The organism is Pseudomonas sp. MPC6, assembly GCF_006094435.1.
GTDB lineage: Bacteria > Pseudomonadota > Gammaproteobacteria > Pseudomonadales > Pseudomonadaceae > Aquipseudomonas.
The window spans coordinates 3444466-3464244 of record NZ_CP034783.1; the positions used below are offsets into that span (position 1 = coordinate 3444466).

The following is a 19779-nucleotide window of genomic DNA, read 5'->3' on the forward strand; positions in this document are numbered from 1 at the left end:
CCGAATCAGCCAGCCTCGTTAAGAATCAAACTCCGGTAATGCCCCGGATTCGACCCCGACCACTTGCGAAACGCCTTGTAGAACGAGCTGGTATCGGCAAACCCCAGACGCGTGGCAATCTCGGCAAAGCTGATGGCCGGCTCGGCCAGCCACACGATCGCCAACTCCTTGCGCACGCTGTCCTTGAGGCCCTGATAGGTCTGCCCTTCTTCGGCCAGGCGCCGGCGCAAGGTCGAGGCCGACATGCACAGCTGCTGCGCCAGCGCCTCGGTCTCGGGCCAGCGTTCGGCCGGCAATTGCCGTAAATCGTGCTTGATCCGGCTGGCCAGGCTTTCCGGGTCGCGGTACTTGACCAGGATATTGGCCGGGGCGTGCGCCAGGAAACGCTTGAGTTCTTCAGGGCTGCGCTTGATCGGCAAATCCAGGCATTCGGCGGAGAAGATCATTCGCGTGCGCGGCCGATCAAAACGCAGGTTTTCCGAGAACATCACCTGGTAGTCATCGCAGAAGTCCGGTTGCGCGCAGCGCAGTTCGATGGCCAGGATCGGAATCCGCCGCCCCGCCAGCCAGCAGGCCACGCCGTGAACGATCATCCAGTAGGTAAAATAGGTGAAGGCCCGACGCGGGTCCTGGTCGTCCTCCAGCAGCACGATCTCCGCCAAGCTTTGCTGGCGCACCAATTGTGCGGGCAGGTGTTCCAGCATCAGCGACAGAAAACCCAGGCCCGAGGTCAGGCCGGCGGCCAGGCTCGGTTGGACCATGGAGCAACGACAGAGAAACTCCAGGCTGCCGGATTTGAGTTTGCGCGGGTCCATGCCAAAAAACTCGTCATCCCGGCGCCGGGCCAGCAATCGCCACAGGCGCGCATACGCAGTGGCCGGGACACGGGCGTCGGCGGTCTGCAGCAGTGCCGGATCGATGCCGACCTTGTCCAGCACCTCTTCGGTGGCAGCGCCCGGGGCGCAACTTTGCAGCAGCGCTTCACGCACCAGCTGCATGGAAATGGTGTCTTTTTCCGACATTTAGAGAATCCGGTAGAGCAACCGCTCGATCCGCACCCTGCTCACGCGCTTGAGAAACTTGGCCACCGCCGGCGGGTATTCCAGCAGTGTGTCCAGCGCCTGATAGCGCTCGATGCGGCGGGTGTGCTGGAAAATCTCGTCCAGTTCTTTTTGCCGCGGCTCAAGCAATTCACCGTTGGGGTCATCGATCAGCAGCGCGTTTTCCAGGTCCAGACGGAATGCCCGCGGGTTGAGATTGTTGCCGGTCAACAAGGTGTAACGCTGATCGATCCACATGCCTTTGAGGTGGTAGGTGTTGTCGCCGTCCTTCCACAGGTGCAGGTTCAACAGACCGCTGTCGATGCTGCGATGATGCCGCTTGGCGAAGCGCCGCAGGCTGATTTCGTACAGGTACGGCAGCGCCGCGATCACCTTGAACGGTTCGCTCGGCGGGATGTAGAAATCGTTGGCGGTCTTGTCCCCGACCACGATGTCGATTTTCACCCCTCGCGCCAGTGCCCGGTTGATTTCCCGGGTGACGGCCAGCGGCAGGTTGAAGTACGGCGTACAGATGGTCAGTTGATGCCGGGCACTGGCGATCAACTCGCAAATCACCCGGCTCAACGGATTGTTCTTGCCCACGCCGAGCAACGGGCTGACGGTCAAGCCGTCTTTGACGGTAGTGCCTGTGGTGGTGTCGTACGCCGCGTGCTTGAGGCGGCTGCGCAGGTCACCGATGTCGTTGCGCAGGCTGCGGGTGGTCGGCAGATTCGGCAGGTCCAGGCGATGCACCGCCTTGGAGGCCATCAGGCCATGCTGGATCAGATGCTGCATCGAATCGGCCAGCGCGCTGTTGTGCAGCAGGTGATAACGGTCGTAGCGGTATTTGTCGAACTTGTGCAGATAGACGTTGTTCAGACTGGCGCCGCTGTAGATTACGCAGTCGTCGATCACAAAACCCTTCAAATGCAGGACGCCGAACAGCTCTCGGGTCTGTACGGGAACGCCGTACACCGGAACCACGCTGTCGCGGGTACGGGTGGTTTCCTGATACCAGGCGGAGTTGCCCGGCTGCTTGCCGGCGCCTATCAAGCCACGCTGGGCACGCAGCCAGTCGACGACCACCACCACGTCCAGCTCCGGACGCGCCAGTTTGGCGGCGTGCAAGGCATCGAGGATTTCCTGGCCCGCTTCGTCCTGCTGCAGGTAGAGCGCGACGATATAGATGCGCCGGGTCGCCTGGGCGATTTTTTCCAGCAGGCAACGGCGGAATTCGGCAGCGCCTGAGAGGATAGTGACGGCATCGGCGGTCAGCGGAAAACTGCGCAGTTTGGGCAGCAGAGAGCGTTTGAAAAGCGACGGCATAGGGCTCGCAATGGGTCGAATCCGAAGAGGTTGAGAGCTTACACCATGGATGGGGTTGGGTCTTGCTTGAGCCTTGCTTGAGCCTTGCTTGAGCCTTGCTTGAGCCTTGTTTGGGTTTGTTTGGGTTTGTTTGGGTTTTGATGGTGTCTGTTCTGGCGCCTTCGCTGGCAAGCCAGCTCCTACAGGTGATCGCGTTCCCCTGTAGGAGCTGGCTTGCCAGCGAAGGCAATTTCATAGGCGACAACACTATCAGCTTGACCATGTAGAACGATCGTTCTACATGGGTGATCACAGTGCCGCTGATAATGCGCAATGTATGGCGCGAAAGTTATTGGACCTGTGACACTCTAAACAAGCCCTACACCTTGCTTGAACGTTAATTTGCCAGGGAGACTGTCAATGTCTAACGCCGAAGTTCGTCCGCCACTGCCGCCCTTCACCCGTGAATCGGCCATCGAGAAAGTTCGCCTGGCCGAAGACGGCTGGAACTCCCGCGACCCGCAACGGGTGTCGCTGGCCTATACCCTCGACACCCGGTGGCGCAATCGTGCCGAATTCGCCAACAACCGCGCAGAAGCCAAAGACTTTCTGACCCGTAAATGGGCCAGGGAACTGGATTACCGGCTGATCAAGGAGCTCTGGGCCTTCACTGACAACCGCATCGCCGTGCGTTACGCCTACGAATGGCACGACGACTCGGGCAACTGGTTCCGGTCCTACGGCAACGAGAACTGGGAGTTCAATCAAGACGGCTTGATGGCCAACCGGTACGCGAGCATCAACGACTTGCCGATCAAGGAAAGCGAGCGCAAGTTCCACTGGCCGCTGGGTCGGCGACCGGACGATCATCCAGGCCTGTCCGACCTCGGCCTCTAGATAACACCGCCCCCCTGTAGGAGCTGGCTTGCCAGCGAAGGCGTCCTCAAATTCAGCGCATGACTTAGCGGCCCCTTCGCTGGCAAGCCAGCTCCTACAAAAGCAATCGCGACTGCATGCATTACACCGGTAATCGTGACAATCCGCGTTACAAAACCAATCCCGGTCGCCCGCAACAATGGATCTAGGTAAGATACCCGCCCTTCCACGCAGCCTCCTGCGTCCTGCCGAATAAGCCGATTCCATGCCTTTCGAACTCAGCGTTGACCTCACCACCCTGGCCATCCTCGTCCTTGTCGCTTTTGTTGCCGGTTTCATCGACGCCATCGCCGGCGGGGGTGGCTTGTTGACCACCCCCGCACTGTTGACCGCCGGCCTGCCGCCGCACCTGGTGCTGGGCACCAACAAACTCAGTTCGACCTTCGGCTCGGCCACCGCCAGCTTCACCTTCTACCGCCGCAAGTTGTTCCACCCCAGGCAGTGGATGCATGCCATCGTCGGCACCCTGGTCGGTGCCTTGACCGGTGCCGTGGTCGCGCATTACCTGCCTGCGGAATGGTTGAACAAGATGCTTCCGGTGATTGTCTTTGCCTGCGGCCTCTATCTGTTGTTTGGCGGCACGCCGAAGGCGCCGCTGGACAGCGATGCACCGATCAGGAAAAAGTGGCAATCGAGCCAGGGTTTCAGCCTCGGTTTCTACGATGGCGTGGCCGGTCCCGGCACCGGGGCTTTCTGGACCGTCAGCAGCATGCTGATGTACCCCATCGACCTGGTGAAGGCCAGCGGCGTGGCGCGCAGCATGAACTTCGTCAGCAACATTGCGGCGCTGTCGGTGTTCGTGTTTTCCGGGCAAGTGGACTGGATCATCGGCCTGAGCATGGGCCTGTCGGTGATGGTCGGCGCGTTCTTCGGTGCTCGCACCGCCATCAGCGGCGGTGCGAAATTCATCCGTCCGGTGTTCATCACCGTGGTGTTGGGGCTGACCGTGCGGTTAGCCTGGCAGCACTGGTTCAGCGTGGCCTAGGCGCCGCGCCACATAGACGTCGATCAGGTAACGGGCAATCGAGCGTGACGCCGGCAACGGTGGCAGCACGTTAATGTTGAACCACTGGGCGTCTTCGATTTCGTCTTCCTGGCAGACGATCTCGCCTCCCGCGTATTCGGCATGGAAGCCGAGCATCATCGAATGCGGGAACGGCCAGCACTGGCTGCCCATGTACTGGATGTTCCGGACTTCGATCCGCACCTCTTCACGCACCTCGCGAATCAGGCAGTCCTCGGCCGACTCGCCCGGCTCGGCAAACCCCGCCAGCGTGCTATAGACCCCGGTGACAAAACGCGGTGAGCGTGCCAGCAGGATTTCGTCGCCCCGGGTGATCAGCACGATCATGCTCGGCGAGATGCGCGGGTAATAGCGCAAGTCGCAAGGCTCGCAATACATCGCCCGTTCGCGCACGACCTGCCGGGTCGCCTGCCCGCAATTGCCACAGAAGCGATGCTCGCGGGCCCAGGTGCCGATCTGCGCGGCGTAACCGAGCACCTTGAACACCCCGTGGTCGCCTTCGAGCATGAACGCGCGCAAGCCTTTCCAGTTGCAGCCCGGCACTTCGCTGTGACTGCGCAACTCCAGCAGATAGACCGGCTCACCATTCAGATGACCGATGCCGTGCTCGGCGAGGATCGACAGATCCTGGCGTTTGAGCCACTCCCGTGGAAACAGCGCGCCATTATCGTCGTACAAGAAGCCTTCGGGGCTGCGCGCCACGGCCCAGCCGCCGGGTTGATCGGTGTCCAGTACTGCAGTGGTCCAGCGTGAAGTCATGTCAATCAATCCAGAAATTCGGGTTTCTGTTTGCTCATATGGGCGGCCATGGCCACGCGCAGATCGGTGGATTGCAGCATGGCGGCGTTCCAGGTGGCGACGTATTCGAGGCCGTCGTCAATGCGATGGTCGCGCATGTAGCTGATCATCTCCTTGGTGCCGGTGATGGCGATCGGCGACTTGGCGGCGATCTCGCGGGCAATGCCCATCACGCCATCAAGCAGGCTGGCAGCGTCGCTGTAGATGCGATTGACCAGGCCCATGCCCCGCGCTTCCTCGGCGCCAAACGAACGACCAGTGTAAGCCAGTTCACGCAGCATGCCGTCACCAATGATCCGCGGCAAGCGTTGCAAGGTGCCGACGTCGGCGGCCATGCCGATGTCGATTTCCTTGATCGAGAATTGCGCGTCTTCGGCGGCGTATCGCATGTCGCAGGCGGCAATCAGGTCGATGGCGCCGCCCAGGCAATAACCCTGCACCGCCGCCAGCACCGGTTTGCGGCACTGGTCGACGGCATTGAACGACGCTTGCAGCGCCAGGATCTTGCGTCGCAGCAAGCGCGCGTTTCGTCCGACATCCTTGCCCAGTTCATTGGCCACGCCGGCCAGCATCATCAGGTCGATGCCCGAGGAAAAATGCTTGCCGGCACCACTGAGCACCACCACCCGGACTTCGTCGGTGTCGTCGACCCACTGGAAAATCTCGATGATTTCACTCCAGAACGCTGCGTTCATCGAATTGATCTTCTCAGGGCGATTGATCTGCACGTGTGCGACCTTATCTGCCAATTCGACGGTGAATGCGGTGTATTGAGCCATGCGAGTGATCCTTTACCGGGCAAAAACGAGAGTCGAACTATACCAAGGCCGCAAGGTGCCCCGTAAGGCAGCGGTTCGGCCAAAAGCGGGACGCATGCGCGCACCGTAATAGTGCGCAAGCCTTGCCGTCTGGCGCACGACAATGTGTCGTTACTCAGATTTTTTGACGCCAAATCATTGAAAAGGCAGCCCTTCGTCGGTGAATTTCGCCTTCTAAACGGGACGACCGTACCTCTTTGCACCGATTGTCGAACAATTTTGCCATTCCGCCTCGCGCGCTCTAAGTTCTGGCCTAGACTCATTTCCGCGAGGCAAAACCGATCAGTCATAAAGTACAAAAAAACTCGAAACTTTTACCCGTCGCGACGGGTCACCTGAAAGGGAGGAGTGTTGCGGCTGGTGCAATCCTTGCAATGTCCATTTCAAGCGTTACTGCTTCAGCGCATGGGCAGCCTTTGCTGAACGATGCGTAGCGCGTTTGCGCCGGCCACATGAATTGGCCACGGAACATCGTCTGCCAGACCTAAGAATTAGATCAACAATACGGGAGATTCATATGATCAGTGCGGCTTTAGATATTCAGGGAGAACGTGCTCATCAGCAGGTCGGCGAGTCGAGCGTCGTGAGTACAGGCAGTGCCCAAACGATCAGCGTCACGGGCACCAAGGCGCTGGCACCGGTTGCCAGGCACAATCCCAATAGAAAGAAAGTCTTGTTCGTCACTTCCGAAATTGCCGACCTGGTGAAGACCGGCGGGCTGGGTGACGTTTCCGCGGCGCTGCCCCGGGCCATGGCGCTACTGCACGATGTTCGTGTGCTGATTCCCGGTTACCCGCAGGTGCTGCACAGCGAAAACCCGATTCACATCATTGGCGAGCTGGGTGGCCACGCAGCCCTGCCCCCTTGCAAGATCGGGCGCATGGACATGCCCGACGGCCTGGTCATTTACGTGTTGATCTGCCCTGAACTCTACGAGCGCGAAGGCTCGCCCTACGGCGCCAACAACGGTCGCGACTGGCCGGACAACCATATCCGCTTCGCCCGACTCGGCCTGGCAGCCGCCGATATCGCCGCCAACCTCGCACAAATCCACTGGTGCCCGGACCTGGTGCACGCCCATGACTGGCCCGCCGGTCTGGCGCCTGCATATATGCACTGGCGTGGGCAGCGCACCCCGACCCTGTTCACCATCCACAACCTGGCTTATCAGGGTGTGACCAGCCTGGGATCATGCCCGGAACTGGGAATTCCCACCCATGCCCTGCAGCAGGACGGCATGGAGTTCTACGGCAAGATGTCGTTCCTCAAGGCCGGCATGGCCTATTCGAGTCACATCACCACGGTCAGCGCGACCTACGCCCAGGAAATCACCACCCCGGCCTTCGGCTGCGGCCTCGACGGCTTTCTCGCCGCCAAGACCCAGCAAGGTCTGCTCAGCGGTATCCCCAACGGTATCGATGAAAGCTGGGATGCGGCCACCGATCCCCACCTGTTCTGCCCGTTCAGCATCGGCGATTGGGAGGGCAAGGCCGTCAACGCCGCACACGTTCGTGAGTTGTTCGGCCTGGACGATAGCGAAGGTCCGCTGTTCGCCGTGGTCTCGCGCCTGGTGTATCAAAAAGGCCTGGACCTGACCGAAGCCGTCTCCGAATACATCGTCGAATCCGGCGGCCAGATCGCGATCATCGGGCGGGGCGAGCCGGAAGAAGAACAAGCCATGCGTGAGCTGGCCCTGCGTTTCCCGGGGCAAATCGGGGTGCGCATCGGCTTCAATGAAACCGATGCCCGGCGCATGTTCGCCGGCAGCGACTTCCTGCTGATGCCGTCGCGCTACGAGCCCTGCGGCCTGAGCCAGATGTACGCCCAACGCTTCGGTTCATTGCCGGTGGCACGCAATACCGGTGGCTTGGCCGACACCATCGAAAATGGCGTGACCGGGTTCCTGTTCGATGAATCCACGGTTGAAAGTTACCAGGAAGCCCTGAGCCGCGCGTTCAAGGTATTCGCCTACCCCGACCTGCTCAATGCCATGCGCTGCCGCGCGATGGCCGCGCCATTCAACTGGTGCAAGGCGGTCGAACCCTACGCCGAACTTTACGAACAGCTGGTGGCTAAAGCACTGGGTAAATCGCACAGACAGTAAGAGGTTTTCAATAGATGCCGTTACGGACCCTTGAGACCTGGCCCCACGGCGCAATCATGCTGGACGCAGAACACACGCGTTTTGCCTTGTGGGCGCCAGATGCGTTGTTTGTCAGTGTCGAACTGGAAAATGGACAATCCTTGCCACTATTGCCTCAGGCCGATGGCTGGTTCGTGATCAATACCCGTTGCCCTGCCGGCACGCGTTACCGCTACAACATCGACGGGGAGCTGGAGGTGCCCGACCCGGCTTCCCGCGCCCAGGCCGGTGACATCCACTTGCACAGCGTGGTGGTCGATCCCCTCGCCTATCAGTGGCAACACGGCAACTGGTTGGGGCGGCCATGGAACGAGGCGGTGATCTACGAATTGCACGTCGGTGCCCTCGGCGGTTTCAGTGAAGTCGAGAAGCACCTGGCGCGCCTGGTCGAACTGGGGGTGACCGCGATCGAACTGATGCCCCTGGCGCAGTTCCCCGGTGACCGCAATTGGGGTTATGACGGCGTCCTGCCCTATGCGCCCCAATCCTCCTATGGCACTCCCGAACAACTCAAGCACCTGATCGACACCGCCCATGGCCACGGCCTGGCGGTGATTCTCGACGTGGTCTACAACCACTTCGGCCCGGACGGCAATTACCTGCATCGCTACGCCAAGGGCTTTTTCCGCGAAGACAAGCACACGCCCTGGGGGGCCGCCATTGATTTCCGGCGGCGCGAGGTGCGGGACTTCTTCATCGAAAACGCGCTGATGTGGCTGTTCGAATACCGCTTCGACGGTCTGCGCCTGGACGCGGTCCACGCCATTGAAAGCCCCAACTTCCTGCAGGAACTGGCGCAACGGGTGCGCCAGCGCACAGATCCGGCGCGGCATGTGTGGCTGACGGTGGAGAACGAGCACAACCAGGCCAGCCTGTTGCAGGAAGGCTTTGACGCGCAGTGGAACGATGACGGCCATAATGCCCTGCATGTGTTGTTGACCGGCGAAACCGACGCTTACTACGCCGACTATGCCGACAACCCCACCGAGCAACTGGCGCGCTGCCTGAGCCAGGGTTTCGTATTCCAGGGCCACGTCACCCGCCATGGCACACCTCGCGGAGAACCCAGCGGTCACTTGCCGCCCAGTGCCTTTGTGTTGTTTCTGCAAAACCATGACCAGATCGGTAATCGCGCGTTTGGCGAGCGGTTGCATCAGTTGACCCATAACGACGCCTTGCAAGCGGCGACAGCGCTGCTGCTGCTGTCACCGATGATCCCGCTGATGTTCATGGGCGACGAATTCGCCGCCGAAGAGCCCTTCCTGTTTTTCACCAGTCACCACGGTGAACTGGCGGAACTGGTGCGTGAAGGACGACGTAATGAATTTGCCGCCTTCAGCGCCTTTACCGATCCGCATAAACGCGAACGGATTCCCGATCCAAACGCACGCCAGACCTTCGAGGCGTCCCGGCCCAAACTGACCGCCACCCGGCAATCGGCGATGCAGGGCCTGTATCGCCAGTTGTTGCGGCTTCGGCACACACACATCATTCCCAATCTGCCCGGGACTTTTGCCTTGGGGGCCGAGGTGCTGGCCGAGGGCGCGGTGACTGCACGCTGGCAACTGGGCAATGGCATTCAGCTGCGTATTGACCTGAACCTCAGCGACAAGCCCGTGGTCCATTCACCACAGGCCGACGCTTCGCTACTGTTCGAACACCCGCCACAGTCGGCCGGCCTGTTGGATCAGGGCACACTTGCCCCGTATTGCGCGCTAGTCAGCCTCACGGCCGCAGCCCCTATGCTACCCCCGGATGGAGAGCGCCAATGAGTGACGCGCAACTGGAAATACTGGCCAGCCAAGCGGGTTTGGCAGTCGATTGGATCGACGCCAACGGCCGCCCGCAAAAAGTCGCCCCGGCGGTTTTACGTAACGTCCTGACCGGACTCGGCCACCCCGCCGGCTCCGCACAGGAAATCGACGCCAGCCTGCTGCAATTGCAGCAAGTGCAACAGACCCGCCACCTGCCGCCGCTGATGACCGCCGATGTCGGTGTCGGTCTCAATCTGGCGCATTACTTCGAGCCGCAGACGTCCTGCGCGGTCCATCTCGAAGATGGCTCGCAACTCAACCTGACACTGGACGCCGAGGCGATTCTGCCCGGCCAGATTCCGGTCGGTTATCAGCGCGTCAGCATCGACGGACAATCCTTTACCCTGGCCGTCGCACCGGCTCGCTGCTACAGCGTCGGCGATGCCGTCGACAATCCGATCCCCCGTGCCTGGGGCCTGAGCGTCCAGCTGTATGCCTTGCGCCGTCCCGGCGACGGTGGATTCGGCGACACCCAGGCCCTGGAAGATCTGGTCCGGGTGGCTGGCGAGCGTGGCGCCGAAGCGTTGGCGATCAGCCCGCTGCATGCGATGTTTGCCAACGACACCCATCGCTACAGCCCTTATTCGCCGTCCAGCCGTCTGTTCCTCAACAGCCTCTACGCCGCCCCGGGCCTGATTCTCGGTGAGCGCGCCGTGCGCACGGCAATTGACGCCACGGGGCTCGCCGCCGAACTCAAGCACCTTGAAGAGTTGCCGCTGATCGATTGGCCAGTGGCCGCCGAGGCCAAGCATCGTCTGTTGCAGGCGCTCTACGACGGCTTTGTCCAGGGCGAACATCCGTTGCATGCCGATTTCAACAGCTTCCGCCACGCCGGCGGCGAAGCCCTGGAAAACCACTGCCGCTTCGAAGCCATTCAGCAAGACCGCGCCGCCAACGGTGAAGGCCTCGACTGGCGCGAGTGGCCCGAACAATGGCGCGACCCGCGCAGCGCCGCCCTCGCCGCGTTTGCTGAAGAGAACGCCGGACGCATCGGCTTCTTTGCCTTCTGCCAATGGCTGATCACCCGCTGCCTGGAGCGCGCACAAACCGCCGCCCGCGCCAGCGGCATGAGCATCGGGTTGATTGCCGATCTGGCGGTGGGCGCCGACGGCGGCGGCAGCCAGGCCTGGAGTCGCCAGGACGAATTGCTCGCCTCCCTGACCGTGGGCGCACCACCGGACATTCTCAACCGTACCGGCCAGGGCTGGGGCATTTCCGCGTTCTCCCCCGAAGGCCTGGTACGCAACGGTTTTCGCGCGTTCATTGAGATGCTCCGGGACAACTTCGCCCATGCCGGTGGCCTGCGCATCGATCACGTCATGGGCCTGCAACGGCTGTGGGTGATTCCCAATGGCGCGCCCCCTGCGGACGGCGCCTACCTGTATTACCCGGTGGACGACCTGCTGCGCTTGCTGGCCCTCGAATCCCATCGCCATCAGGCCATCGTGCTCGGTGAAGACCTGGGGACGGTGCCGGATGGCCTGCGGGAAAAACTCATCGCCCGCTCGATCCTCGGCATGCGGGTATTGCTGTTCGAACAGGACAACGCCCACTTCAAGCCCATGCTCGACTGGCCGGACAACGCGCTGGCCACCACCAGCACCCATGACCTGCCGACCCTCAATGGTTGGTGGCATGGCCGCGATATCGACTGGAATGCCCGTCTCGGCCTGGTCGACGCCTCGGGTGAAATCGAATGGCGCCAGCACCGCGAACGCGAGCGCGAAGGCTTGCGCCGGGTGTTGAGCGAGGATCCGCAGAACTTTCGCGAGGAGTCCCATGAAACCGATCAGGTGCTGGATGCCGCGATCCGTTTCCTCGGGCACACCCCGGCGCCGCTGGTGTTGCTGCCGCTGGAAGATGCCCTGGGCATCGAACAGCAGGCCAACCTGCCTGGCACGACCGACGCGCATCCCAACTGGTCCCGTCGCCTGCCCGGTGACAGCGAAACCCTGCTCGATGACCCGGACGCCGCCCGGCGCCTGGAACTGCTCGCCTGCGCGCGACTTCAGGCGGCCGAGCGTGACCAATGAATCAAGCGCTCATCCAACCGTTGGGGGCCACCCTGCGACTGCAGTTTCATAAAGGCTTCACCCTGGACCAGGCGGTGCCGCTGGTCCCCTACTTCGCCAGCCTGGGCATCAGCCATATCTATGCTTCGCCACTGCTGAGCGCGCGTCCGGGCTCCATGCATGGCTACGACGTGGTGGACCCGACCACGGTCAACCCGGAGCTGGGCGGCGAAGCGGCATTGCGGCGCCTGGTCAGCGCCTTGCGCGAGCAACGGATGGGGCTGATCCTCGACATCGTGTCCAACCACATGGCGGTGGGCGGCGGCGACAATCCCTGGTGGCTGGATTTGCTGGAATGGGGGCGCCTGAGTCCCTACGGCGAGTTCTTCGATATCCAGTGGCATTCTCCCGATCCGTTGATGGCAGGTCAGTTGCTGCTGCCCTTCCTCGGCAGCGATTACGGGGTCGCCCTGCAGGACGGCACCCTGCCCTTGCGTTTCGATGCAGGGCACGGCGCATTTCATGTCGAGCACTATGAGCATCACTTCCCGATCTGCCCGACGAGCTACGGCGAGCTGCTCAAGGCCGATGACGCGCTGAATGCCGATCAGGCCGCGCAACTCAAATCCCTGGCAGACCGCTTCAGTGCCTTGAGTTACCAGATGGACGCGCACAGCCTGGCGATCCCGCTCAAGGCCGAGCTGCGCGAACTCGCCGCTGACCCGGCCATTGCGCAAGCGATCCAGCGCAACCTGGACGCTTATGATTCACTGACGCGCGAGGGGTTCGAGCGTCTGCACGACTTGCTCGAGCGCCAAAGCTATCGCCTGGCCAGCTGGCGCACCGCGGCGGACGATATCAATTGGCGGCGCTTTTTCGATGTCAACGAACTCGGCGGCCTGCGGGTCGAGCGGCCGGCCGTGTTCGAAGAAACCCACGCCAAGATCTTCGAGCTGGTGGCCGAGGGCCTGGTCGACGGTCTGCGCATCGATCACATCGATGGCCTGGCCGACCCCCGTGGTTATTGCCGCAAATTGCGGCGCCGGGTCGACAGCCTGTCTCCGCAGCGGCACCTGCCGATTTTCGTCGAGAAGATCCTCGGCGAAGGTGAAACCCTGCACCGCGACTGGTCCGTCGACGGCACCACCGGTTATGAATTCATGAACCAGTTGTCGCTGTTGCAACACGACCCGGAAGGCGCCCAGACCCTGGGCAAGCTCTGGAGCCGATACAGCGAACGGCCCGCCGATTTTCGCCAGGAGGCGCAACTGGCCCGCCAGCAAATCCTCAACGGCTCCCTCGCCGGCGATTTCGAGAGTGTCGCCCAGGCGTTGCTGCAAGTCGCCCGTGACGACCTGATGACCCGCGACCTGACCCTCGGCGCAATCCGGCGAGCGTTGCAGGAACTGATCGTGCACTTCCCCGTGTATCGCACCTATATCAGCCCCCGCGGCCGCAGCGCCGAAGACGATGTGTTTTTCCAGCAGGCCATGGACGGCGCCCGGCAATCGCTCAGCGAGGCCGATTGGCCGGTGCTCGATTGCCTGGCCCGCTGGCTCGGCGGTGAACCGTGGCGCAAACGCCCGGCGGGTCGCCAGCGCAAGATGCTCAAGCACGCCTGCGTGCGCTTCCAGCAGCTGACCTCGCCGGCCGCGGCCAAAGCCGTGGAAGACACCGCGTTTTATCGCTCGGCGGTGTTGCTGTCGCGTAATGACGTGGGGTTCAGCACCGAACAGTTCAGTGCGCCGGTCGCCGATTTCCACGCGGTGTGTGCCAGCCGACTCGAAGCGTTTCCCGATAACCTGCTGGCCACCGCCACCCACGACCACAAACGCGGCGAAGACACCCGGGCGCGGTTGGCGGTGCTGAGTGAACGCAGTGCCTGGTACGCCGAGCAAGTGCCGCTCTGGCAAGCCCTGGCCCGACCGCTGCGCGATGACGACCAGATGCCATCGACCGGCGACGAGTTGATTCTGTATCAGGCGATCCTCGGCAGCTGGCCGCTCGACCTGCGCAGCGAAGATCCAATCGCGATCGAGGCGTACACTCAACGCCTCTGGCAATGGCAACAGAAAGCCTTGCGCGAAGCAAAGTTGCAAAGCAGCTGGAGCGCACCCAACGACGCTTACGAACAGGCGATGCAGCAATTCCTGCAACGACTGATGCTCAGTCCTGAAGGTGAACTGTTGCGCGCCGCACTGGGCAAGGCGGTCAATACCCTCGCCGCCCCCGGCGCCCTCAACGGATTGGCGCAAACCTTGCTACGCATGACCGTGCCGGGCATACCGGATCTTTATCAGGGCAACGAGTACTGGGATTTCACCCTGGTGGACCCGGATAACCGGCGGCCGGTGGATTACGCTGATCGGCAACAGGCCTTGCACGCAGAACCGGGTTTACCCGAGCTGCTGACCACCTGGCGTGACGGGCGCATCAAGCAAAGCCTTATCGCCCAGGCGTTGAACCTGCGGGCCGAGCACGCCGAGCTGTTTCGGCGCGGGGCGTATCAAGCCCTGGAAGTGGTCGGCAGCCAGGCGCACCGGGTGCTGGCGTTTGCCCGCTCCGGGGAAGGAAAACGGGCGCTCGTGATTGTGCCGATACGCTGCGCCGAACTGCTGAAAAACACCGCCGAACCGCGGATCGATGCGCGGCTGTGGGGCGATACCCGGGTCAAATTACCGTTCGCCTCCTCTGACATACATTTGAAGGGACTTTTTTCAGCCACCGCAGTCACAACCCAAGGGGAGCTGATGATCAGCGCTGCGCTGGGGGACTTCCCGGTCAATCTCTTTATCCAAACTACCGACACTTGAGTGCAGTTCAGGAGCATAGCGATGAGTACCGAAGATAAACGCATCCGCGAGTTCGCCTATCAGATCTGGGAATCTGAAGGCAAGCCCGAAGGCCAGGAAGCCCGTCACTGGGAAATGGCCCGCAAACTGGCAGAAGCTGAAGCCCTGTCCCCGAACAAGTCGTCAAAAGGGGCCGGCAGTAAAGTGGCCGCGACCAAGACCGCGCCGAAAAAGCCCGACGGCAAGCTGATCAATGACAAGTCGCTCGACGGCAAGGGCGCCGAACCGAAAACCAAGGCCAAGGCCAAGCCGGCCGCGGCATCATCGGTGGTCCCGCCTGGCGAAAAAGCCGCCGTGAAGAAGCCTCGAACCGCGCGTAAACCGCCCGCGGTCTAACGCTCCTTACTGGTCCTGAATGATTGAATGCGTGGCGAGCCCCCTCGCCACCGAGGGTTCGCTCGCCCTCGAAAAACGCCTGAGCCAAGAATTGTCCCCCCTTTGCAGGAGCATGTATGAGCAGTCCAAAGAAATCCGCGCCAGAACCGCACGTCGAGACGCCATCGCGAATCCGTGAAGGTTTGCCCTTCCCGCTGGGCGCGACCTGGGATGGCCTGGGGGTCAATTTCGCCTTGTTTTCCGCCAACGCCACCAAGGTTGAGCTGTGCATCTTCGATGATGCCGGCGAAGTCGAGCTGGAACGCATCGAGTTGCCGGAATACACCGACGAGATCTACCACGGCTACCTGCCCGACGCGCATCCGGGGCTGATCTACGGCTACCGTGTCTACGGCGCCTATGACCCGGCCAACGGTCATCGCTTCAACCACAACAAATTGCTGATCGACCCCTATGCCAAACAGCTGGTCGGCGAGTTGAAATGGTCCGAAGCCTTGTTCGGCTATACCATCGGCCACCCCGATGCCGACCTCAGCTTCGATGAGCGTGACAGCGCGCCCTTCGTGCCCAAATGCAAGGTGATCGACCCGGCCCACACCTGGGGGCACGACCATCGTGTCAGCGTGCCGTGGGACAAGACGATCATTTATGAGACGCACGTGCGTGGCATCAGCATGCGTCACCCCTCCGTCCCCGAGAGCCAGCGTGGCACCTTCGCCGGGTTGATGGTCGATGACGTGCTCGAACACATCCGCAAGCTCGGCGTGTCGACCGTGGAGCTGCTGCCGATCCATGCCTTCGTCAATGACCAGCACCTGCTGCACAAAGGCATGACCAATTACTGGGGCTACAACAGCATCGCGTTTTTCGCCCCCGACCCGCGCTACCTGGCCAGCGGCAAGATCGCCGAATTCAAGGAGATGGTCGCGCACCTGCACGAAGCCAATCTCGAAGTGATCCTCGACGTGGTCTACAACCACACCGCCGAGGGCAATGAACAGGGCCCGACCCTGTCCATGCGCGGCATCGACAACGCCTCTTACTACCGCTTGATGCCCGACGACAAGCGCTACTACATCAACGATTCCGGCACCGGCAACACCCTGGACCTGAGTCACCCCTGTGTGCTGCAGATGGTCACCGACTCCCTGCGTTACTGGGCCACGGAAATGCACGTGGACGGTTTCCGTTTCGACCTGGCGACCATTCTCGGCCGTTACCACGAGGGCTTCGACGAACGTCACAGCTTCCTGGTCGCCTGTCGCCAAGACCCTGTGCTGCGTCAGGTAAAAATGATTGCCGAGCCGTGGGATTGCGGCCCGGGCGGTTATCAGGTCGGTGGTTTTCCGCCGGGTTGGGTCGAGTGGAACGACAAGTTCCGCGACACCGTGCGCGCGTTCTGGAAAGGCGATGACGGCCAGCTCGCGGACTTCGCCAGCCGCATGACCGCTTCCGGCGAAATGTTCAACCAGCGGGGCCGGCGGCCATACGCTTCGTTGAACTTCATCACCGCCCACGACGGTTTCACCCTCAACGACCTGGTCTCGTACAACGACAAGCACAACGAAGCCAACGACGAGGACAACCAGGACGGCAGCAACAACAACCTGTCCTGGAACCACGGCGTCGAAGGTCCGACCGACGATCCCGAGATCAATGAACTGCGTCAGCGCCAGATGCGCAACTTCTTCGCCACGTTGCTGCTGTCCCAGGGCACGCCGATGCTGGTGGCCGGCGACGAATTCGCCCGCACCCAGGAAGGCAACAACAATGCCTATTGCCAGGACAGCGAGATCGGTTGGGTCAACTGGGACCTGAGCGAAGACGGCAAGGCCCTGCTCAAGTTCGTCAAACGCCTGATCAAGCTGCGCCTGGCCTACCCGATCCTGCGTCGCGGGCGCTTCCTGGTGGGCAATTACAACGAAGACATCGGGGTCAAGGACGTCACCTGGCTGGCGCCGGATGGCAGCGAGATGACCATCGAACAGTGGGAAGAAGCCCATGGCCGCTGCCTGGGCATGCTGCTCGACGGCCGCGCGCAGGAAACCGGGATCCGCCGCAAGGGTGGCGATGCAACCCTGCTGCTGGTGGTCAACGCCCATCATGACGTGGTCAATTTCCTGCTCCCGGAAGTGCCCGATGGCAGTTACTGGACCTGCATGATCGACACCAACCAACCTTCCATTCGCGGTCAGGAACGCTTCGAGTTCGGTCACGAGTACTCGGTCACCGGGCGATCGCTGCTGCTGTTCGAATTGCAGCGTGAGGAAGACGAGTGAAATGGACCTCCAGGGGTTTCTGCATCGCCAGTCACCGGACTACGCTGACACTCAAGCGCTAGGCCGGTGCCTGCGTGCGCTGGTGGAGGCGGGTCTCGATCAGCTGCCGCTGCCCGGCAGTGGCCGGACCCTGGAGCGTTTCCAGGCGCTGGCCGAGGTCGGCGGGCATGACCTGGGGTTGTGCAAGTTGTACGAGGGCCATACTGATGCGCTGGCGATCATCCAGCAACTCGGGGGTTCGCCAGCACCGGGCGGTACGTGGGGCATGTGGGCCGCCGAACCGCCCCAGGCGCGGGTACACGTCAGCTCGCACGGCCGAGCGGTTGCACTGAACGGACGCAAGGCCTGGTGTTCGGGGGCGGCGGTGTTGAGCCACGGTTTGCTGACGGCCTGGGACGAGCAGGATCGCCAGCAACTGGTGGCGGTGGCGCTGGATCAACCCGGTGTGAGCATCACCGATCAAGGCTGGCACGCCGTCGGCATGGGCGCGAGCGGCAGCGTGGACGTGCTGTTCGACGGCGTTCGGGCGCATGTCATCGGCGATCCCGGCGACTATCTGCAACGTCCCGGCTTCTGGCAAGGCGGGATCGGCATTGCCGCCTGTTGGTACGGCGCCGCCCAAAGCATTGCCGAACGTCTGCGCAGTCACTGCGCCCACCGCGAAGAACCCCATGCCCTCGCCCACCTCGGCGCCGTCGACAGCGCATTACAGGCCGCTGCCGACGTGCTGCGCAGCAGTGCCCGGAGCATCGATGTCGCACCACTGGACAACGCCGAGCTGCTGGCCCGTCGCGTGCGCGCTGTGGTCGAACATAGCGCCGAGCAGGTCATCCTTCATGTCGGCCACGCCCTGGGCGCAGGTCCCTATTGCAAGGATCGACAATTCGCCCGGCTGATCGCCGACCTGCCGGTGTTCCTGCGGCAAAGCCACGCCGAACGAGACCTTGCCGCGTTGGGTCGACAGGTCATCAACGGAACATGGAGCCTATGAAAACCAATCCAATCGTCGGCCAGGGTACGCCGCTGCACCTGTGGCAAACGTCCAGCCAGCTGGCGCAGCTACCGGTGATCGACATCCTGACGCTGGTGCCGCAAGGGTCCCGGGCCGTCATTATCGCACCCCATCCCGACGATGAAGTGCTGGGTTGCGGCGGCTTCCTGCAACTGCTCGCCGCGGCGAACCGTGCACTGCAGTTGATCTCGGTCACCGATGGCAGCGCCAGCCACCCGGGGTCCCGGCGCTGGCCGGTGGAACGGCTGAGTGCGGTCCGCCCGCAGGAGTCCGCCGAAGCCCTGCGCCGCCTCGGCCTGCCGCTGCACAGTCTGAAATGGTTGCGCGGCGGGTTCGCCGACAGTCGGGTAGCGGCGCGGGAAACCGAGTTGAGCGAGTTCATCGAACGCCACCTGTGCGCCAACGATGTGGTGTTCACCACCTGGCGTGAAGACGGTCATTGCGACCACGAGGCCGTGGGTCGTGCCAGCGTTGACGCGGCCCGGCGCGTGGGGGCAACCGTGCACGAACTGCCCGTCTGGACCTGGCATTGGGCAACCCCCGATGACAGTGGCGTGCCGTGGCACCGGGCGCGAAAAGTCTTGCTCACGCCGCATCAGGTGGCGCGCAAGCGGCATGCCGTGCACGCTTTCGCCAGCCAGTTGGAAGGCGACCCGCGCATCGGCTTGCCGCCGGTCCTGGCGCCCTATGTGCTGGATCGTTTGCTGCAACCCTTCGAAGTGGTGTTTCTATGAGCGTCGAGGATCGCTACTTCGACGGCTTGTTCGCGGGTAATGACGATCCCTGGGCGTTCCGTGATCGTTGGTACGAGCAGCGCAAACGCGCCATCACCCTGGCCGCGCTGCCCCGCCCACGTTATCGCGCCATCTTCGAGCCGGGGTGCGCCAATGGCGAACTGAGCGCAGACCTGGCCACCCGCTGCGACCGCCTGTTGTGTTGCGACACCGCCGCCGCCGCGGTGACACTGGCGCGCACGCGCCTGAGCCTGTTCGATCATGCCGAAGTCCGTCAGAGCCGCCTGCCGGGCGACTGGCCGAACGAACAGTTCGACCTGATCGTGCTCAGCGAAGTCGGCTACTACCTCGACGCCCCGGACCTCAAGCAACTGATTGAACGAGCCGCACAATCGCTGACCGCCGACGGCCAACTCCTGGCCTGTCACTGGCGCCCGCCGATCGATGGCTGTCCGCTCAATGCCCGACTCGTCCATGACCTGCTCCACGCGCATTTGCATTTGCCGCGTCTGGTCCTGCATCAGGAGGCCGATTTCCTGTTGGAGCTGTGGAGCCGCGAACCCCGTTCAGTGGCGGCCCTGGAAGGCTTGCGCTGATGGGCGATTTTCCCATTCCATAGGACATCGACGCGACGAATGGCCGGACATGAGCAATACTCAGCTCTCGGCAATCCAAG

General features: G+C 62.3%; 15 protein-coding genes and 1 pseudogene. 12 read left to right on the forward strand and 4 right to left on the reverse strand.

From position 1 onward, the window contains the following. Positions 1-5: 5 nt before the first annotated feature. Positions 6-1022: an AraC family transcriptional regulator gene (locus tag ELQ88_RS18010; protein ID WP_138966738.1), complete on the reverse strand. Its 1017-nt coding sequence runs from the start codon at positions 1020-1022 to the stop codon at positions 6-8. Next, the gene (gene pssA / locus ELQ88_RS18015) at positions 1023-2366 is read right to left on the reverse strand and encodes a CDP-diacylglycerol--serine O-phosphatidyltransferase (protein ID WP_128872383.1); all 1344 of its coding nucleotides are present in this window, start codon (positions 2364-2366) and stop codon (positions 1023-1025) included. It lies immediately after the preceding gene. A 280-nt stretch (positions 2367-2646) separates the two neighbouring features. Here pssA and ELQ88_RS18020 point away from each other — a divergent pair. The 3 genes and pseudogenes from ELQ88_RS18020 to ELQ88_RS18035 form a co-directional block, all read left to right on the forward strand. Then, positions 2647-2709: pseudogene (locus ELQ88_RS18020) on the forward strand (TetR family transcriptional regulator); the annotation flags it as partial. A 56-nt stretch (positions 2710-2765) separates the two neighbouring features. Further along, a complete protein-coding gene (locus tag ELQ88_RS18025) occupies positions 2766-3242 on the forward strand; it encodes a nuclear transport factor 2 family protein (RefSeq protein WP_138966740.1) in 477 nt (158 codons plus the stop codon). Positions 3243-3486: 244 nt separating this feature from the next. Continuing rightward, positions 3487-4266, forward strand: a complete 780-nt coding sequence (locus ELQ88_RS18035; RefSeq protein ID WP_128869479.1) for a TSUP family transporter — start codon at positions 3487-3489, stop codon at positions 4264-4266. On the opposite strand, the gene nudC is transcribed toward ELQ88_RS18035, so the two are convergent. Continuing rightward, positions 4234-5064 carry an NAD(+) diphosphatase gene (gene nudC / locus ELQ88_RS18040; protein ID WP_138966744.1) on the reverse strand — a complete coding sequence of 277 codons (831 nt, stop codon included), beginning with the start codon at positions 5062-5064 and terminating at the stop codon, positions 4234-4236. The genes ELQ88_RS18035 and nudC overlap by 33 nt on opposite strands. 5 nt (positions 5065-5069) lie before the next feature. After that, entirely contained in the window at positions 5070-5882 is an 813-nt protein-coding gene (locus ELQ88_RS18045; protein WP_128869477.1) for a crotonase/enoyl-CoA hydratase family protein, read from the reverse strand. A 556-nt stretch (positions 5883-6438) separates the two neighbouring features. Between ELQ88_RS18045 and glgA the strand changes: the two genes are divergently transcribed. The 9 genes from glgA to ELQ88_RS18090 all read left to right on the forward strand — a co-directional run bounded on the left by glgA (position 6439) and on the right by ELQ88_RS18090 (position 19699). Beyond that, positions 6439-8025: a glycogen synthase GlgA gene (glgA, locus tag ELQ88_RS18050; protein ID WP_138966746.1), complete on the forward strand. Its 1587-nt coding sequence runs from the start codon at positions 6439-6441 to the stop codon at positions 8023-8025. A 14-nt stretch (positions 8026-8039) separates the two neighbouring features. Further along, on the forward strand, positions 8040-9836 hold the full coding sequence (gene treZ / locus ELQ88_RS18055) for a malto-oligosyltrehalose trehalohydrolase (RefSeq protein WP_138966748.1): 1797 nt from the start codon (positions 8040-8042) through the stop codon (positions 9834-9836). Continuing rightward, on the forward strand, positions 9833-11911 hold the full coding sequence (malQ, locus tag ELQ88_RS18060) for a 4-alpha-glucanotransferase (RefSeq protein WP_138966750.1): 2079 nt from the start codon (positions 9833-9835) through the stop codon (positions 11909-11911). The genes treZ and malQ overlap by 4 nt, the downstream gene beginning before the upstream one ends. Continuing rightward, the gene (locus ELQ88_RS18065) at positions 11908-14703 is read left to right on the forward strand and encodes a malto-oligosyltrehalose synthase (protein ID WP_138966752.1); all 2796 of its coding nucleotides are present in this window, start codon (positions 11908-11910) and stop codon (positions 14701-14703) included. The genes malQ and ELQ88_RS18065 overlap by 4 nt, the downstream gene beginning before the upstream one ends. 21 nt (positions 14704-14724) lie before the next feature. Continuing rightward, positions 14725-15078 carry a DUF2934 domain-containing protein gene (locus tag ELQ88_RS18070; RefSeq protein ID WP_138966754.1) on the forward strand — a complete coding sequence of 118 codons (354 nt, stop codon included), beginning with the start codon at positions 14725-14727 and terminating at the stop codon, positions 15076-15078. 116 nt (positions 15079-15194) lie between these two features. Continuing rightward, complete coding sequence (glgX, locus tag ELQ88_RS18075; RefSeq protein ID WP_128869380.1) at positions 15195-17357, forward strand: glycogen debranching protein GlgX; 2163 nt, start codon at positions 15195-15197, stop codon at positions 17355-17357. 1 nt (position 17358) lies between these two features. Then, positions 17359-18348 carry an acyl-CoA dehydrogenase family protein gene (locus ELQ88_RS18080; RefSeq protein ID WP_138966756.1) on the forward strand — a complete coding sequence of 330 codons (990 nt, stop codon included), beginning with the start codon at positions 17359-17361 and terminating at the stop codon, positions 18346-18348. Beyond that, positions 18345-19103 (forward strand): PIG-L family deacetylase, encoded by a 759-nt coding sequence (locus ELQ88_RS18085; RefSeq protein WP_138966758.1) that lies wholly within the window; start codon positions 18345-18347, stop codon positions 19101-19103. Before ELQ88_RS18080 ends, ELQ88_RS18085 begins: the two co-directional genes overlap by 4 nt. Further along, the gene (locus ELQ88_RS18090; protein ID WP_138966760.1) at positions 19100-19699 is read left to right on the forward strand and encodes an SAM-dependent methyltransferase; all 600 of its coding nucleotides are present in this window, start codon (positions 19100-19102) and stop codon (positions 19697-19699) included. The genes ELQ88_RS18085 and ELQ88_RS18090 overlap by 4 nt, the downstream gene beginning before the upstream one ends. The last annotated feature ends 80 nt before the right edge of the window (positions 19700-19779 follow it).

Excerpts from the sequence above, each read along its gene's own strand:
- ELQ88_RS18010 (WP_138966738.1), bottom strand. The coding sequence starts at position 1,022 with ATGTCGGAAAAAGACACCATTTCCATGCAGCTGGTGCGTGAAGCGCTG.
- pssA (WP_128872383.1), bottom strand. The coding sequence starts at position 2,366 with ATGCCGTCGCTTTTCAAACGCTCTCTGCTGCCCAAACTGCGCAGTTTT.
- ELQ88_RS18025 (WP_138966740.1), top strand. The coding sequence starts at position 2,766 with ATGTCTAACGCCGAAGTTCGTCCGCCACTGCCGCCCTTCACCCGTGAA.
- ELQ88_RS18035 (WP_128869479.1), top strand. The coding sequence starts at position 3,487 with ATGCCTTTCGAACTCAGCGTTGACCTCACCACCCTGGCCATCCTCGTC.
- nudC (WP_138966744.1), bottom strand. The coding sequence starts at position 5,064 with ATGACTTCACGCTGGACCACTGCAGTACTGGACACCGATCAACCCGGC.
- ELQ88_RS18045 (WP_128869477.1), bottom strand. The coding sequence starts at position 5,882 with ATGGCTCAATACACCGCATTCACCGTCGAATTGGCAGATAAGGTCGCA.
- glgA (WP_138966746.1), top strand. The coding sequence starts at position 6,439 with ATGATCAGTGCGGCTTTAGATATTCAGGGAGAACGTGCTCATCAGCAG.
- treZ (WP_138966748.1), top strand. The coding sequence starts at position 8,040 with ATGCCGTTACGGACCCTTGAGACCTGGCCCCACGGCGCAATCATGCTG.
- malQ (WP_138966750.1), top strand. The coding sequence starts at position 9,833 with ATGAGTGACGCGCAACTGGAAATACTGGCCAGCCAAGCGGGTTTGGCA.
- ELQ88_RS18065 (WP_138966752.1), top strand. The coding sequence starts at position 11,908 with ATGAATCAAGCGCTCATCCAACCGTTGGGGGCCACCCTGCGACTGCAG.
- ELQ88_RS18070 (WP_138966754.1), top strand. The coding sequence starts at position 14,725 with ATGAGTACCGAAGATAAACGCATCCGCGAGTTCGCCTATCAGATCTGG.
- glgX (WP_128869380.1), top strand. The coding sequence starts at position 15,195 with ATGAGCAGTCCAAAGAAATCCGCGCCAGAACCGCACGTCGAGACGCCA.
- ELQ88_RS18080 (WP_138966756.1), top strand. The coding sequence starts at position 17,359 with ATGGACCTCCAGGGGTTTCTGCATCGCCAGTCACCGGACTACGCTGAC.
- ELQ88_RS18085 (WP_138966758.1), top strand. The coding sequence starts at position 18,345 with ATGAAAACCAATCCAATCGTCGGCCAGGGTACGCCGCTGCACCTGTGG.
- ELQ88_RS18090 (WP_138966760.1), top strand. The coding sequence starts at position 19,100 with ATGAGCGTCGAGGATCGCTACTTCGACGGCTTGTTCGCGGGTAATGAC.